11 protein-coding genes are annotated in these 16198 nt (G+C 71.0%); 3 read left to right on the top strand and 8 right to left on the bottom strand.

Annotation, left to right across the window (positions count from 1 at the left end; all coding sequences use genetic code 11):
• Positions 1–154 precede the first annotated feature (154 nt).
• Positions 155–973, top strand: a complete 819-nt coding sequence (locus ACIRON_RS07365) for an SDR family oxidoreductase (RefSeq protein WP_402990938.1) — start codon at positions 155–157, stop codon at positions 971–973.
• On the opposite strand, the gene ACIRON_RS07370 is transcribed toward ACIRON_RS07365, so the two are convergent.
• The 6 genes from ACIRON_RS07370 to ACIRON_RS07395 all read right to left on the bottom strand — a co-directional run bounded on the left by ACIRON_RS07370 (position 970) and on the right by ACIRON_RS07395 (position 9863).
• The gene (locus ACIRON_RS07370) at positions 970–1971 is read right to left on the bottom strand and encodes a GNAT family N-acetyltransferase (RefSeq protein ID WP_402990941.1); all 1002 of its coding nucleotides are present in this window, start codon (positions 1969–1971) and stop codon (positions 970–972) included. The genes ACIRON_RS07365 and ACIRON_RS07370 overlap by 4 nt on opposite strands.
• 43 nt (positions 1972–2014) lie before the next feature.
• The gene (locus ACIRON_RS07375; RefSeq protein WP_402990944.1) at positions 2015–2644 is read right to left on the bottom strand and encodes a YigZ family protein; all 630 of its coding nucleotides are present in this window, start codon (positions 2642–2644) and stop codon (positions 2015–2017) included.
• Between the two features lie 13 nt (positions 2645–2657).
• Complete coding sequence (locus ACIRON_RS07380) at positions 2658–3437, bottom strand: sulfite exporter TauE/SafE family protein (protein WP_402990947.1); 780 nt, start codon at positions 3435–3437, stop codon at positions 2658–2660.
• 49 nt (positions 3438–3486) lie between these two features.
• A complete protein-coding gene (locus ACIRON_RS07385; RefSeq protein WP_402990949.1) occupies positions 3487–5502 on the bottom strand; it encodes a hypothetical protein in 2016 nt (671 codons plus the stop codon).
• A gap of 108 nt (positions 5503–5610) precedes the next feature.
• The gene (locus ACIRON_RS07390; RefSeq protein ID WP_402990952.1) at positions 5611–7014 is read right to left on the bottom strand and encodes a magnesium chelatase; all 1404 of its coding nucleotides are present in this window, start codon (positions 7012–7014) and stop codon (positions 5611–5613) included.
• A complete protein-coding gene (locus tag ACIRON_RS07395) occupies positions 7011–9863 on the bottom strand; it encodes a BTAD domain-containing putative transcriptional regulator (RefSeq protein WP_402990955.1) in 2853 nt (950 codons plus the stop codon). The genes ACIRON_RS07390 and ACIRON_RS07395 overlap by 4 nt, the downstream gene beginning before the upstream one ends.
• Positions 9864–9976: 113 nt before the next feature.
• On the opposite strand from ACIRON_RS07395, the gene ACIRON_RS07400 reads away from it, so the two are divergent.
• Both ACIRON_RS07400 and ACIRON_RS07405 read left to right on the top strand, forming a co-directional pair.
• Positions 9977–10402 (top strand): YchJ family protein, encoded by a 426-nt coding sequence (locus ACIRON_RS07400; RefSeq protein ID WP_402990958.1) that lies wholly within the window; start codon positions 9977–9979, stop codon positions 10400–10402.
• Between the two features lie 96 nt (positions 10403–10498).
• Complete coding sequence (locus ACIRON_RS07405; RefSeq protein ID WP_402990961.1) at positions 10499–12142, top strand: sensor histidine kinase; 1644 nt, start codon at positions 10499–10501, stop codon at positions 12140–12142.
• A 3-nt stretch (positions 12143–12145) separates the two neighbouring features.
• Here the strand turns inward: ACIRON_RS07405 and ACIRON_RS07410 are convergent, their stop codons facing one another.
• Together ACIRON_RS07410 and cydD are read right to left on the bottom strand one after the other, a co-directional pair.
• Positions 12146–12808 carry a response regulator transcription factor gene (locus tag ACIRON_RS07410; RefSeq protein ID WP_091050516.1) on the bottom strand — a complete coding sequence of 221 codons (663 nt, stop codon included), beginning with the start codon at positions 12806–12808 and terminating at the stop codon, positions 12146–12148.
• Complete coding sequence (cydD, locus tag ACIRON_RS07415) at positions 12802–16197, bottom strand: thiol reductant ABC exporter subunit CydD (protein WP_402990965.1); 3396 nt, start codon at positions 16195–16197, stop codon at positions 12802–12804. The genes ACIRON_RS07410 and cydD overlap by 7 nt, the downstream gene beginning before the upstream one ends.
• Position 16198: the final 1 nt, after the last annotated feature.

A 16198-nucleotide genomic window follows, 5' to 3' on the forward strand; every position in this document is an offset into this window, starting at 1 on the left:
GGCTGACGTCTCGTACGACGCAAGCGACGTCTCGGCCGACGTACCTGACGTCTCGGCCGACGTACCTGACGTCTCGGCCGACGTACCTGACGTCTCGGCCGACGTACCTGACGTCTCGGCCGACGTACCTGACGCTTCAACATGGAGGAAGCAGATGAGCATTCTCGAACGATTCAGACTGACCGACCACGTTGCGGTCGTGACGGGGGCGGGGCGCGGGATCGGGGCGGCGACCGCGGTGGCGCTGGCCGAGGCGGGAGCGGACGTGGTGATCGCGTCGCGGACCGAGAAACAGCTGCGCGGGGTCGCCGAGAAGGTGGAGGCCGCGGGGCGGCGGGCACTGGTGGTGCCGGCGGACCTGGCCGACACGGCGGCGACGGCGGCGTTGGCCGAGCAGGCGTACGAGGAGTTCGGGCGGCTCGACATCGTGGTCAACAACGTGGGCGGGACGATCCCGAACACGTTCCTCGACACCGACGAGGGTTACCTCGAAGACGCCTTCCACTTCAACGTGACCACGGCGCACGCGCTGACCCGGGCGGCTGTTCCCTACATGGTGAAGAGCCCGGACGGGCAGCAGTCGGTGGTGTCGATCAGCTCGATGATGGGACGTACCGTGGGCAGGGGCTATCTCGCCTACGGGACCGCGAAGGCGGCGCTGGCGCACTGGACACGGCTGGCCGCGACCGACCTGGCGCCGCGGATCAGGGTGAACGGGATCTTCGTCGGCTCGGTGCGTACGAGCGCCCTCGAGTTCGTGGCGGGCGACGACACCATGCGCGGCGAGATCGAGTCGAAGACCCCGCTCGGACGCATCGGGGAGGCAGAGGACATCGCCGCCGCGGTCGTCTATCTGACCTCCCGGGCCGGGCAGTTCGTCACCGGGAAGATGCTCGAGGTCGACGGCGGCACCGAAGCGCCGACCCTCGACCTCAAGCTCCCCGACGTCGCGCCAGATCGTCAGAACAGCTAGACGGTGACGTCCTTGTGCCAGGACTCGGTGACGTAGTCGGTCACCCAGCCCATCGACTTGTAGAGCCCGTCGGCCCCGGTGGGGCTGTCGGCGTCGACCTCGAGCGAGACCCGGTCACGGCCGCGCTCGATGGCGTCGCCGATGACGGCGTGGAGCAGCCCCTTCGCCACCCCGCGGCCGCGGGCGTTGCGGTTGACCCCGATGTACTCGACGTACGTCCCCTCGACCCCGGCCGCGTTGGCGGGCAGCACCGAGGCGACCAGCGAGCCGGCAGGCAGGACGGTGTCCGGGTCCTCAGGATCGTCCACATAGGCCAGCCACCAGTGGTTCCAGCGATGGCCAGGATCCTCGCGGAGACGCTGCACGAATTCCGGGAAGCTCTCCCGGTAGGAGTTGAAGTGGTCCTGGAAGGACTCCTCCAGCGTCTGGTGGACCGTCTGCAGGTCGGACGCGACGGGCATCCCGTTCTCGTGGGTCTCGACCGGCCGGATGGTGACTCCTGCGCGCAGCGCCGGGACCTCCTCGTCGGGATGCACGGGCCGGCTCATATGGAGCCAGGTGCGTTTGTTGGTGAACTCCGCCGCGGCCAGCCATTCGCGCTGCACGGTGTCGTCGGCGAACGGGCTGGCGTCGAGGTGGGACTCGGTGATGCCGCGCAAAACGGCCATCGATCGGGCCTGGTCCTCGAGCCAGGAGTAGAGCCCGGCCGCGACCTCGGCGGCCTGGGCGATGGTGCGGTCGACATAGAGGTAGACGAGGGTGCGGCCGGCGGCGCGGTCGTGGGCGATGGCCCAGGCGCGGATGTCGCCGCCGGGGTCGACCGCGACGACCTGCTGGCGGGTCCAGGAAGCGGGCCCGGCGACCTCGCCGGTGATGGCGTCGGCGTCGACCTTTCCGGACCCCTCGAAGGGTGTCTTGTCGGCTGCTCGGAGCCTCAGAAGTGCGGGCAGATCGTCGAGGTCTGGAACCTTCGTCGTCCATCCATCAGGGAGTTCCACGGGCGTCTCGCTATGGTCGCTCACCCACCCATTGTCCCAAACGTCAGGGACGGTCGACCCACTGGTCCGTGCCCGGGACCAGCACAGACGCCCCTGCGGTGAGTTCGGCGAGGAGCGCTTCGAGGCGTTTCTCCCCGGTCGGCGGGGCCCCGATCCGCAGGGTCACGGCGGCCCCGTAGGTGATGTCGAGGACGGCCACCCCGGAGGATCGAAGGTCGGTCTCGAGGCGGCCGGAGACGTCGTACGGAACCTCGATCGAATACTCCCGGACGAGCTCTCGCCTCACCGTCCCGACCTCCGCCAACGCGGTCCGGGCGGCGTCCGAGTAGGCCCTCACCAGTCCTCCGGCACCCAACAGCTTCCCGCCGAACCAGCGGGTCACCACGGCGACCGTGTCCGAGACTCCGGCGCCGCGGAGCACCTCGAGCATCGGGGCGCCCGCGGTGCCGGCCGGCTCACCGTCGTCGTTGGAGCGTTCGACGGGCTGGGGCGGTGGGCCGATCCTGAAGGCGGAGCAGGTATGCCTGGCGTCCCAGTGCTGCTTGCGCAGCCGCTCGACCACCGCCCGCGCGTCGGTCTCGTCCTCGACCCGGGCGAGCGTGCACAGGAACCGGGAGCGCTTCTCCTCGATCTCGGCCGCACCGTCGCGGGCGATGGTCAGATAGTCGGTCACCCGATAGCCCCTGTCACCACAGTCCGAGCACGCTGCCGCCGATGCGGATGATGAACGCGGCGACCACGACGATGAAGAAGACGCGTACGAACCCGGCGCCCTTCGCCACCGCTGTCCGCGCCCCGAGGTAACCGCCGATCAGGTTGCACACACCCATCACCAGACCGGTCTTCCACAGCACGGCGCCCTGCGGGATGAAGACCATCAGGGCGGCGAGGTTGGTGGCGACGTTGGCCATCTTCGCCTTCGCGCTCGCCTCCAGGAAGGAGTAGCCCAGGAGACCGACGAGCCCGATCACCAGGAAGCTGCCGGTCCCGGGGCCGAGGGCACCGTCGTAGAAGCCGACCGCGAACCCGACGACCATCGCGCCGATCACGTGCTGGTGGCCCTGGAACTTCAGCTTGGTCGCCGCGCCGAGCTGCGGCTTGAAGACCACCCACGCGCCGACCAGGATGAGCGCGACCAGGACGATCGGCTCGAAGACCTCCTCAGGAAGGTACGAAGCGACCCCCGCACCCAGGGCCGAGCCGATGAAAGCGAGGATCATGAGCGGGACGAAGGTCTTCGGATCGGGCCTCACGCGCCGGTAGTAGGTCGCGGCGCTGACGGAGGTGCCGAAGACCGAGGCCAGCTTGTTGGTCGCCAGGATCTGCACCGGGGCCGCACCGGGCAGGAACAGCATCAGCGCCGGGAGCTGGATCAGGCCACCGCCACCGACCACCGCGTCCACGTACCCGGCGGCCAGGGCCGCGAGAGCGAGAAGGGCAAGTACGTTCAGCGTCTCCTCGGTCACGAGCGCAGGCTACGCGGCCGGATGCTCACCGAGTTAACTCGGTGAACGTTCAGCCGGCCCACCAACCCCGGCCACCGAACGCGTCCGGATAGCCGCCGTAGGTGTTCGACGTACGCCGCGCAGTCCTGTCGCCGAGATAGGAGCCGACGACGGCGGCGCCGAGGTCGTCCAGCTCGGGCGCGACGACGCGGCCCTCGACGCGGCGGGCCATGGAGTCGATGAAGCGGGCGAGACCGGGATCCTCACCGAGGCGGAAGAAGGTCGTCTGGGCGCCGAGGCGACGGGAGTTCTCCAGCTCCTCGACGGACCGCGCGATCGTCACCGGATGCGGCGGGTAGGAGAACCAGACGTCACCGCCCGGCTCCAGGTGGGCGGTGGGCTCGCCGTCGGTCACGATCAGGAGCACCGGCTGGGCGCCGGGGTGCTTGCGGAAGTGCCGGTTGGCCAGCAGCAGCGCGTGGTGCAGGTTGGTGCCCTTGTCCCAGATCGCGTCGAGGGCGGTCAGCTTCTCGATCTCCATCGTCTGGGCATAGCGACCGAACGAGATCAGTTGCAAGTCGTCGTTGCGGAAACGGCTCTTGATCAGGGTGTGCAGGGCCAGCGCGGTGCGCTTCATCGGCACCCACCGGCCGTCCATGGCCATCGAGAAGCTGGTGTCGACCAAGAGCGCGACCGCTGCCTGCGTACGCGCCTCGGTCTCCTGGACCTCGATGTCGTCGACGCTCAGCCGGACGCCGGGTCCACGCCGGCCCTCCCCGACCTCGCGGATGACGGCGTTCGTGATCGTGCGAGGTACGTCCCAGGGTTCGGTGTCACCGAAGGCCCAGGGCCGTGAGGAGCCGGAGAGGTCGCCCGCCGCGCCGGCGCGCTGCAGGTCGCGTTCGCCCTGCCGCCCGGAGAGCCGCTGGGCGACGTCGCGGAGCAGGGCCTTGCCGAGCTGCCGCATCGCCTTGGGGGTCAGCCGGAGGTCGCCGTCCGAGCCCCGCTCGAGCTGGCCGGAGTCACGCAGCGCCTGCTCGAGCTCCTGCAGGGTGCGCGCGTCGACCGCGGCCTGGTCTCCGAGCTGACGGGAGAGGGCGTCGAGGTCGATGTCGTCGAGTCGCGAGCCGGCGTAGGACTGCTGGAGCTGCTCGGAGAGCTGGTCGAGCTCGGCGATGTCCTGCAGCACGCCGGTGCCGTCACCGAGGCCCAGGCCCTCGCCGCCGCCGAACTCCTCGGAGCCGTACCAGTCCTCGCCGGGCCGTGCTGCCTGCAGGTTGGCGTCGAGCTGTGCCATCTGCTCCATCAGCGCCGGCGACCCGAAGGCCTGCTGGGAGAGCTCCATCAGCTCGCGTCGCTGCTCGGCCGACATCGAGTTGAGCATCCGCTGGGCGGCCGCCGAGCGCTGCGCGAGGGTGTCGAGCAGCTCGCCGATGTTCTGCGGGTTCTCGGGGAAGTACTGGCCGTGCTTGGCCATGAACTCGTCGAAGTCCTCGGGGGTGTCCTGCCCGCGGTTGTGCTTGTCGAGGAGCTCGTTGAGATCGCGCAGCATCTGCGCGATCGCCTCGCGGTCCTCGTCGGTGGCCCCTTCGAGGGCCTGCTTCATGCCCTTGAACCGCTGGTCGAGGAGCTCTCGGCCGAGCAGGTCCTTGATCTCCTCGTAGGCCTCGCGGGCCTCGCGTGAGGTCCAGTCGTAGGAGGCGAGCTCGCTGACCGCGGCGGCGGTGTTCGGCGAGAGGTTGTCGATCTGCATCTCCCGGAACGCCCGGTCGCCGTCGTCCATGGTGACGTCGCGGGCCAGCTGCTTGCGCTCCTCCAGGACCGCCTTGTCCAGCAGCTCACGCACCTGCTCGAGGGTGCCGTCGAGGTTGTGCCGCTGTAGCAGCTCGCGACGCCGCTCCGCGACCTGCCGGGCCAGGTCGTCGAGCCCGCGCTGGTCCTGTCCCCCACGCCGCAGGAACTCCCGCATCGCCCGCTCGGGCGAGTAGCCCGACATCACGTCCTCGCCGATCGCGTCCAGCGCCTCGGCGATGTCCACCGGCGGGGCGAGCGGGTCACCCCCGGCGTACTTCTTGTAGCGGCTCATCGTGGCTCCTCTAGGCGTGTAACACGCTGTTCGTAGGTCTATCCGGTCGTTCCCATAGGGCGAGTAGTCCTACGAACGACGTGTTACACCCGGCTGACGCCTCCCAGCTCAGCCATAGATCGTCTCTCCGTCGGCCGTGTCCTTGCCGATCTTTCTCGCTAGGAACAGGCCCTCCAGGGCGAGCTCGATGGCGCTGGCGAGCTGGCCGTCGTTCTTGGGGCCGCCGGTGGCCTCGTAGACGCGGTCGCCGATCTGGTCGTAGAGGTCGGACTCGCCCAGGACCGGCAGGCCCTCCAGGAAGGAGCGGGCGGAGATCTTGGTGCCGGTGGTGACCATCCGGCCGTCCTCGATGGCGTCGATGAGGAGCGCGAAATCGAGGCCGCGGAAGGACTTGCGGACGGTCTCGGCGATGGCCGTTCGCAGCAGGTGGGTGAGGATCTCGGACTCGCGGCCCTCCTCCCCGGACTCGAACTCGATCTTGCCGGAGAGGACCTCGACGGCCGTCTCCAGGTCGACGAGACGAGCGACTGCATCGGGCTCCCCCGCCACGGTGGCGCGGTGCAGCGCGGCGGCCGCAACCGTCTCCGCGCCGGCGATCGAGAAGCGTGCCGAGACCCCGGAACGCTGATCGACAGCGGAGGATGCCCGCAGGTGGCGGGTGAAGACGGCGAGGATCTCGAGCAGGTGGTCGGGTACGTCGGCGACCAGGGCGGCCTCCTGCCGGATGACCGCCATCTCCGCGGCGAGCTCGCGCGGGTAGTGGGTGCGGATCTCGGCGCCGAAGCGGTCCTTGAGCGGCGTGATGATCCGGCCGCGGTTGGTGTAGTCCTCCGGGTTCGCGGAGGCGACCACGAGCAGGTCGAGCGGCAGCCGCAGCACGTAGCCGCGGATCTGGATGTCGCGCTCCTCCATCACGTTGAGCATCGCGACCTGGATCCGCTCGGCGAGGTCGGGCAGCTCGTTGATCGCGACGATGCCACGGTGGGAGCGCGGGATGAGGCCGAAGTGGATCGTCTCCGGGTCGCCGAGCGAGCGTCCCTCGGCGACCTTCATCGGGTCGACGTCGCCGATCAGGTCGGCGACCGAGGTGTCCGGGGTGGCCAGCTTCTCCGAGTAGCGCTCGGAGCGGTGCTTCCACGCGATCGGCAACGCCTCTCCGGCGGTCGCGGCCAACCGCTGGGACCCCACGCTGACGGGCTCATAGGGGTGCTCGCCGAGCTCGGATCCCTCGATGACCGGGGTCCATTCGTCGAGCAGTCCCACCAACGTACGCAGCAGCCTGGTCTTTCCCTGACCACGCTCGCCCAGCAGGACGACGTCGTGGCCGGCGATCAGGGCGCGCTCGAGCTGCGGGATGACGGTCTCCTCCAACCCGTGCAGTCCGGGCCAGGGGTCCTCTCCGGCGGCCAGCTTCGCCAGCAGGTTGTCCCGGATCTCCTCGCGGAGCGACTTGAACACGTGGCCGCTGGCGCGCAGCTGGCCGAGGGTGCTGATCGTGGGTGCGGCAGTCACGGACGCAACGCTACGCCGCTGCTCAACCCCTGGGCGGCCTCGGCGTCGACATCCCGATCCGCGGATGCGGAGGACCCGACGCTGGCGAGGAGATCCTCGACGCGCTCCCGGGTCAGCGCGGTGCGGTCCAGCTCCCCCACCTCGTCCAGGATCGCGACGACCTCGTGGAGCGTCGCCCGGGCCTGCGCGACGCGGTCGGTCTCGCGCTCGATCACGGCACGGCGTACGAGGACGTTGGCCTCACCCCACCGGTTGCGCTCCTCGAGGCGATGGGTCAGCTCCAGCCGCAGATGGGTCTCGGCCTCGGCGTAGCGCCGCAGGCCGATCAGGGCGTCGACCAGGGTCATCCGCGGCGAGGCGGAGGAGTCGACGTCGACGGGATCCTGGCCGATCTCGTCCTCGACCAGCCGCACGGCGTCCTCGTAACGCTCCATCCGGACATAGACCTCGGCCAGCCCGATCAGGCTGCCGCGGGCACGGTCGTCCATCCCGGCCACGTCCGCGACGGCGTACGCCTCCTCGAGGACCGCGACGGCCTCGTCGAGGGAGCCGATCATGCTCAGCGCCTGGCCGCAGTTGGACAGCGCCATCTCCAGACCGGCCGCGATCTTGGCCTCACGGAACACCTCGGCGGCGCCACGGAACTCCGAGATCGCCCGGGTCAGGTCACCGACCCGCGCCCGGCTGATCCCGAACTGGTTGCGGATGTAGGCAGCGTCGACCTTCTGACCGGCGCGCAGGGCGGCGTCGAGGCCGAGCTCCTGAAGGGGGACGGTCTCGGCGGGCGGGTGCCGCATCGAGAGACTGAACATCTTGTTGACCAGCTGGTACGCGGGACCCAGTAGCCCCGCGCGCACAGCGAGACGTACGGCGCTACCCATGGTCAGCCACTCCCGGTCGCCCCAGGCGCGGGCCTGCTGCGAGGTGGCGAAGCTCAATGGCGTCACCCCGTCGACGACGGGGTCGAGGCTCATCAGCCGGAAGGACCGGCCGTCGGCCTCGGAGGCAGCGACCAGGGAGTGGGTGTACCAGCTCACCAACCGCAGCAGCGCCTCGCCGGACTCCTCCTCGGAGCCCATCTCCAGGGCGTAGTCGCGGATCAGGTCGTGGAGCACGAAGCGTCCGGGGCGGTGCTCGCGGACGAGGTTGGCGTCGACCAGCTTGTCGACCAGACGGCGGGCGGCGGCGATGTCGACGGCGAAGAGCGCCCCCATCGCGGGCATCCCGATCTCGTGACCCGGGCGAAGACCCAGGAGGCGGAAGGCACGCCGCGACTCCTCGTCGAGGGAGTCGTAGGACCAGGAGAAGACCGCGCGCAGGTCGGAGATGGGGTCGAGCGGTGCCTCCAGCGCCGCCAGCCGGCTGGTCTCGCCGTCGAGCTCGGCGACCAGGTCGGTCAGCGGGAGATCGGGGTAGCGGCTGCAGCGCTCGGCCGCGACGGCAAGAGCCAGCGGCAGGTGCCCACACCTCTCCGCCAGGGCACGTACGTCCGCGTCGTCGGCTGCCCGGTCGATGAGCCGTTGCCTCAGGAAGGCCGCCGACTCCGCCGGGGCGAGCGTGTCCAGCGCGAGCCGGCGGGCGCCCTCCCTGGTCGCCAGGCCACGCAGCTGGCTCCGGCTGGTCACCAGCACCAGCGAGTCACCACCCGGCAGCAGCGGTCGCACCTGGGTGGAGTCGCGAGCGTTGTCGAGCATGAGCAGCATGCGCCGCTGCGCGAGGGTCGTACGCAGCAGGGCCGATGCCGCGTCCACCTCGGACGGCACCGAGGCGGCGTCGACGCCGAGCCCGATGAGCAGGGTGGTGAGCGCCTGGGCGTGCGAGAGCGGCTCGCCCGGCCCGAATCCGCGCAGGTCGATGAAGAGCTGACCGTCAGGGAAGTGCTCGGTGCGGGCACGAGCCCAGTGCACCGCGAACGCGGTCTTGCCCACCGCACCGATGCCGTGCACGGCGACCACGCTCGGCCAGCCGGCGTCATGGAAGATCGTCACCGCGTCGAGCAGCCGGAGCTCGGCCTCGCGACCGGAGAAGCTGGGGATGTCGGCCGGGAGCTGCCTCGGGACCGTGTCCTCCTCCGAGACGCGCTGCGCGGGCACGGTCGCCTGACCCTGGGAGGCCTCGACGTCCGGGGCCGGCGAGGAGCCGGCCAGCAGCCGGGTGAACGTGGAGCGCAGCTCCGCGCCGGGGTCGGCGCCGAGCTCGTCGGCCAGCCGAGCCCGGACCTCCTCATAGGCCTCCAGCGCCTCGGCCGTACGCCCCGCGGCGTCGAGTGCGTCCAGCATCACGACCCACAGGGACTCGCGCAGCGGATGATCGCCGACCACCCGGCGGATCTCGGCGACCGCCTTCACGGCCCGCCCGGCGGCGATGTCGAGCTCGGCACGGTGTTCCAGCGCCGCGAGGTAGCGGTCGACCAGCCACGGACGGGTGCGCTCGGCCAGCGACTCACCGGCGGGTTCGTCGAACGGCTCGGCGCGCCACAGCTCGATGGCCTCCTCGAGCCGGTCATAGGCTTCGAGGCCCTCGGCCGCGTCGAGCAGGTCGATGAAGGCGAGCGCATCCACCGAGGAACGGGGCAGGTCGAGGATGTAACCGCCGGCGGCGCGGCGTACGACCTCCTTGCCGAGCACACGACGCAGCCGCCCGATGTAGGTGTGCAGGCTGCCACGCGGGTTGTCGGGGAGCTCCTCGCCCCAGATCCGGTCGGCGAGCAGGTCGGCGGAGACCGGGGTGCCGGCCTCCAGAGCCAGCAGCGCCAGGAGCGTGCGCGGGCGTCGTCCCGGGACCTCTACGGGCTCGCCTGCGCGCGTGACGATGAGCGGGCCCAGCAGACAGATGCTCACATCCGTCACCGAAGCACCCCCGCCGTCCCGAGCCGTATGCGCCTGAGAGCCACCCCCACACCATAGTCGGGGCGCTCCGGGCCCACGACGAGAATGCGCCCTTTCCGGTACACAATGGGCGCATGTCCCCCTTCGGCAGCACCGCCAACGGTTCGCCCCTGCCCCAGGAGTGCCCGTGCGGCAGCGGCCGACGCTATGCGCTGTGCTGCCACCGGCTGCACCGCGGCGGCGCCCTGGCCGAGACGCCGGAGGAGCTGATGCGCAGCCGCTATGCGGCGTACGCCCTCGGGGACTGGGACTACATCTTCCGCACCTGGCATCCGGGGACCCGCCCCGATGACCTGGGCGTGGCCGCACCCGACGCGCGGCTGACCTGGACGGGGCTGGAGATCGAGGGCTCCGGGCTCGACGACGACACCCACGGCTGGGTGGCGTTCCGGGCGTCCTACCAGGCACCGTCGGGTGACGGGGTGCTCGCCGAGCACAGCCGGTTCGAGGTGCGTGCCGGGCGGTGGCTCTACGTCGACGGCGACGTCGCGGATCAATGAGCAAACGCAAGCATTCGGGTGAGTTTGAGGCAGACAGTGGAGAAACTGTTGCCGATATGTGGACGCGACCGGGTCCGGCACGACAGACTCTGACAAGTGACCACTGACGCGACCGAGGACCTGACCGGTCTCGAGCCATCGGCGCGCTCGCTCTTGGACGCGGTCATCGCGATGTCGGGCGAGCTCGACCTGAACGCCATGCTCGAGAGAATCACCCGCTCCGCCTGCGAGCTGACCGGAGCGAGCTACGGCGCCCTCGGCGTCCTCGGCCTCGACGGTGAGCTGCAGAACCTGATCACCTACGGCAATCAGCAGGAGCCGACGCTGCAGGTCGTGGGCAGGACCCGGGGCCGCCGGGCTCGCGTCGACGTCGACGTCGAGGACGACGGCGAGCCGGAATCGACGACCCGGCCCCGGGGAGCCACCGCTCCCGAGCCTCTCCTGCTGGTCACACCCCGCACCTCTGAGGGCGGCGGCAACCACGCGCTGCGTACGGGCGACCCCGGCAAGCGCAGGTTCATCGAGGTGCCGCTGCGCATCGACAAGCACGACTTCGGCCACCTGCTGCTGTCCGAGAAGGTCGGCGGTGCCGACTTCACCAGCCACGACGAGCAGCTCGTCGTCGCCCTCGCCCGCGCCGCCGGCGCCCAGATCGACAGGGTGCGCGAGCTCGAGCTCAGCGAGCAGCGCCGCAAGTGGCTCGAGGCGAGCGCCGAGCTCAGCCGTGCCCTGACCCCGCCGCTGGACCACCTGGTCGCGCTCGAGCGGATGTGCGAGACCGCGCTTCCGCTGATGCGCGCGATCGGGGTCGGCGCCGGCACCCGCATCGAGCACGGTCTCGTCTCCGGTGTCGCTGCCGCACCCGGTCAGGAGGAGCGGGTCCGGGCGGTGACCGAGAAGGTCCCGCTGCTGATCGACCGACGCATCGTCGAGCCGCTCGACCTCGAGGTCGACGGGCTCCATGTCGTGGTCGCTCCGGTGCGCTCCTCGCTGGCGGGCCGCGGCGCCCTGCTGGCGATCTACGACAAGGCCTGTGCCGCTCACGACGAGCACGAGCGCGAGCTCTTCTTCGGCTTCGCCGGCCAGGCCGCTCTCGCCCTGGACCGCCTCCGTGCGGTCGAGGACCGGGCCGACCTCGCCGTCATCACCGACCGCGACCGGATCGCCCGCGACCTGCACGACGTGGTCATCCAGCGCCTCTTCGCGATCGGGCTCCAGCTCGAGACCCTGGGCCGCAACCCGCAGCGGGTCGAGGACCTGCCCAAGCGGCTCTCGGAGCAGGTCGACGCGCTGGACCAGACCATCAAGGACGTACGCGGCTCCATCTTCGACCTCAGCAACCACGACGCCTCCTCGCTGCGGGCCCAGGTGCGCGACGTCATCCGCGAGTACGCGGGCGTCATGGACTTCACCCCGGAGATCAAGATCACCGGGCCGGTCGACACCGCCGTGCCCGAGGCGGTCCGCAACCACCTGCTCCCGGTGCTGCGCGAGGCGGTCTCCAACCTCGCCCGGCACGCCCAGGCCCACAGCGCCCAGATCGAGCTCACCCTTGAGGACGACGAGATCAGGCTGGTCGTACGCGACGACGGCAGCGGCGTCCCCGACGAGGCCGAGGAGAGCGGGCTGAAGAACGCCCGCGTCCGCGCGGTCCAGCTCGGCGGTCAGCTCGAGATCGGCCCGCGCTCCCCCAGCGGCACCGAGCTGATCTGGCAGGTGCCGATCACCGCTGGGGTCTGAGCCTCAGTTGCCCTTGCGGGGGTGGAGGAGCTCCTTGGCCATCAGCGCCGCCTGCGTGCGCCGCTGCACACCGAGCTTGGCCAGGATGCTGGAGACGTAGTTCTTGACCGTCTTCTCGGCCAGGAACATCCGCCCGGCGATCTCCCGGTTGGTCAGGCCCTCGCCGATGAGCGCGAGCAGGCGCTTCTCCTGGGGCGTGAGCGCCTGCATCTGCGGCGACTCACCATCGGGGTTGCGCATCTTCTCCATGACCTTCGCGGTCATCAGCGGGTCGAGCAGCGAGCCGCCGCCGGAGACGGTGCGGATCGCCTCGACCAGGTCGTTGCCGCGGATGTCCTTGAGGACGTACCCCTTGGCCCCGGCCATGATCGCCGAGAAGAGCGCCTCGTCGTCGTCATAGGAGGTCAGGATGAGCGCGAGCATCTCGGGGTAGGCCGCACGGACCTCACGGCACACCTCGATCCCCGAGCCGTCGGGCAGGCGAGCGTCCAGGACGCATACGTCCGGCCGGAGACGGTCGATGTCCTCGCGTGCCTGGGCGGTGGTGCCGCCCTGGCCGACGACCGCGATGTCGTCATGACTGTCGAGCAGCGTCGTCAACCCTTGGCGCACGACCTCGTGGTCGTCGAGCAGGTAGACCCGGATCGTCCTTGTCTCGGTCAACACCGTCTCACTTCCCCCATTCGTTGAAGGGAGACCACGGTATCGGTCAGCCCCAGTCCGGTCGATGTGTGAGTCATCCACACTACGGCTTTCGTGCCGCCATGCGGACCAGGCTCTGCGCCTGGCTCTGCGCCAGCTGTCGCGCCATCCTCCCGCGCGAGCACCTCACGCGCCAGCGACGCGGCGGTCGCGGTGTCCAGATGAGCCAAAGGTTCATCCAGAACCAGGACCTTGTGCCCTGCCAGCAGGGACCTCGCCACCGCGAGCCTTGCTCGTTCACCTCCGGAGACCTCGGCGGCGCCGTCGCCGAGCCTGGTCCCCAGTCCGGCGGGAAGGGCATCGAGCCAGTCTCCGAGATGGGCGCGCCGGATCGCCTGCTCGACCTCGTCGTCGGTGGCCTCGGGCCGGGCCAGGCGCACGTTCTCGACGAGGCTGGAGGCGAACACGTGCGGGTCGTCGTCGACGAGACCGACGATCTTCCGTACGTCCTGTGGGGCCAGGTCGCGGGTCGACCGGCCGCCGAGCGTGATCGTGCCGGTGTCCGGGTCGAGGAAGCGCAGCAGCAGCGCGGCCAGGGTGCTCTTCCCGGAGCCGGAGGGACCGACGATGCCGATCCGCGCGCCCGGCTCGACGTGCAGGTCGGGGATCTCGACGGCCAGGCCGCCGCCGGGGTGGACGGTGACGTCGGTGACCGTGATCGTGGTGTCGTCGGCGGGCTGCTCGGGGTGCTCCGGGGCCTGGACCGCCGGCGGGCGGCTGGTGAGGTCGTCGAGACGGCGCTGCGCGGCACGGGTGCGGGCCCGGGCCGCGCCGGCGTCGGCGAGGGTCGCCGCGGGCTCGGCGAGCGCCAGCGGGACCAGGGTGAGCAGCGCGAGCATCGGGCCGTCGCCGACGGTCGCGTAGGCAGCGGTCGCGGCGACCGCCCCGCCGGCGGCGACGAGCACGACGGCCTTGGCCAGCGAGGAGGCCGACGCGGCTGTCATGGTCGCCCGGGTGGCGGTGCCGGCCAGGTCGTCGAGGGTCTTCAGCACGGGCTCACCGGCCTGCCACATCCGGCGCTCGGTCGCCGTCTGGGTCGCCTCGACCACCTGCTCGGACACCTGTGCCCGCACCGTGACCGAGATGTGCTCGGCGCGTGCCGCGCCTGCGTACGCGATCCCGAAGGCGGCGCCCGCCGCCAGCACCGTGGCCGTCGTGAAGGCCGCGGCGACCGGGTCGATGAGCAGGGTCGCCAAGACCGCGAGGGCCGCCACGACGGCGTACTCCCGGATCGGCAGCCGCACTCGCAGCTCTTCGTCGAGCACCGCGTCGACGTCGTCGACGACGCTGGCCAGGACGTCTCCCCGGCGACCGGGGAGCGCGCCGGGCACCAACGGCACCAGCGCGTCGTAGATCTCCACCCGTCGCCTGGCCAGCAGCCGCAGCGCGCTGTCGTGCGACCACAACCGTTCCAGGTAACGCAGCACCGGCCGCGCGATCCCGAACGTACGCACCCCCACCATCGCGGCGACCAGCGTCATGATCACCGGGTGGTAGGAGGCCTTGATGATCAGCCATCCCGCCAGCGCCGTCAGCGCCACCCCAGACGCCCAGCTCAGCCCACCGACCACCGCCGACCCCCACAGCGCCCTCCGCGCCGAGGCGTCACGTACGTCGGCCGAGGCGTCACGTACGTCGCTCGAAGCGTCAGGCGCGTCGGCCGAAGCGTCAGCGGTTGCCCTCTCGGCCGACGTACGCGACGCCTCGGCCAGCGCGGGCGACGCCTCGGCCAGCGCGAGTGACGCCTCGGCGGAGAGGGTGATGACCTGGTCGGCGATGTCGATGAGGGCCGGGCGATGGGCCACGAGGACGACGGCTCGGTCGCGGGCGAGGTCGGCGACGGTCTCGGCGATGATCCGCTCGGTGTCGGGGTCGAGGTGTGCGGTCGGCTCGTCGAGGAGGACCCAGGAACGATCGGAGAGTACGACGCGGGCCAGCGCCAGCCGGGCTCGCTCGCCGGCCGAGAGGGAGCGGCCGTCCTCGGCCAGGTCGGCACCGAGACCGCCGGGGAGCTCGGCGATCCGGTCGGCCAGGGCGACCCGCTTGAGTACGTGCCACAGGTCGCTCTCGCTCGCCTCCGGCGACCCCAGCCGGAGGTTGTCGGCGATGGTCCCGCTGACGAACACCGGACGCTGGGGCAGATAGGCGAACCGTCGCCGCCACTCGTCGCCCGCGGCCGGGGTCGCTCCGTCGAGCTCGACGGTGCCGGCGTACGTCTCGTGGAGGCCCGCGATCGTCGCCAGCAACGTGGACTTCCCGCAACCGCTCGGGCCGACGATCGCGGTGATCCCTCGATCGGGGACCGTCGCCGAGATCGGCGCCAGCGCGGGCCGCTCGCGGTCGCGATAGGTGACCGAGACGTCGACCAGACGGAGCGCCGCGGACCGTGTTGGTTTCGACACCGGCTCGCTGGCGCTCGCCGGGCTCAACCGACTCATACCGGCGGTGGCCTCGAGGGTGGCCGTACCCTCGGCGGCGGCGTGGAACTCCGAACCCATGCGCCGCAGCGGCCAGTAGGCCTCGGGGGCCAGCAGCAGGACCACGAGAGCCGTCTGCAGGTCGACCGAGCCGGCGGCGAGCCGGACGCCGATGATCACCGCCACCAGGGCGACGGAGATGGTGGCGACGAGCTCGAGCACGGCCGAGGAGGCGAACGCGATCTTCAGGGTCTCGAGGGTGCGGCGGCGGTAGCGGTCGGTGATCGTGGCGATGACCCGGGACTGCGCCGGCGCCCGCCCGAAGGCGACGAGCGTCGGCAGGCCCTTCATCACGTCGAGGAAGTGACCGGCCAGGGCCGACATCGCCCGCCACTGGCTGGCCGCCTGGTCACGCGTGGCCAGCCCGACCAGCACCCCGAAGATCGGGATCAGCGGCAACGTGAGCCCCACGATGAGACCGCTGAGCGGGTCGGTCCACGCGATCACCGCGAGCACCATGACGGGCAGCACGCACGCCAGCACCAGCGCCGGCACGTAGCGCGTCAGATACGGCTCGGCCGCGGAGACCCCGCGCGTGGCCAGCGCCGAGAGCGAGCCCGAGCTCCCCGACCGGCCACGCAGGATCGCCCCGACCACCCGGCGCCGCAGGTCCGCCCCGACGTCACCGGCCGCCCGGGCACCGGCCACGTCGGAGACGACCCCGACGACGGCCCGCCCGGCGAAGACGGCCACGACCACCAGGGCCCAGCCGCTCACCGACCCCGTGCCGCGGATCGCTGAGATGAGCAGTCCGGTGACGGCGTACGTCTGGACGATCAGCAGCACCGCCCCCAGCACCCCGGCGGCCACGACCACGGCCAGCGGCCGGCGGGCTACCGACAGCTGGGCGCGCAGTCGTGGGTCGTTCGGGCGCATG

Source organism: Nocardioides sp. NPDC101246 (assembly GCF_044767415.1).
Classification (GTDB): domain Bacteria; phylum Actinomycetota; class Actinomycetes; order Propionibacteriales; family Nocardioidaceae; genus Nocardioides.

What these genes read in the sequence shown, in the direction of transcription:
- cydD (WP_402990965.1), bottom strand. Translation starts at nt 16,197, where the DNA reads ATGCGCCCGAACGACCCACGACTGCGCGCCCAGCTGTCGGTAGCCCGC.
- ACIRON_RS07365 (WP_402990938.1), top strand. Translation starts at nt 155, where the DNA reads ATGAGCATTCTCGAACGATTCAGACTGACCGACCACGTTGCGGTCGTG.
- ACIRON_RS07400 (WP_402990958.1), top strand. Translation starts at nt 9,977, where the DNA reads ATGTCCCCCTTCGGCAGCACCGCCAACGGTTCGCCCCTGCCCCAGGAG.
- ACIRON_RS07385 (WP_402990949.1), bottom strand. Translation starts at nt 5,502, where the DNA reads ATGAGCCGCTACAAGAAGTACGCCGGGGGTGACCCGCTCGCCCCGCCG.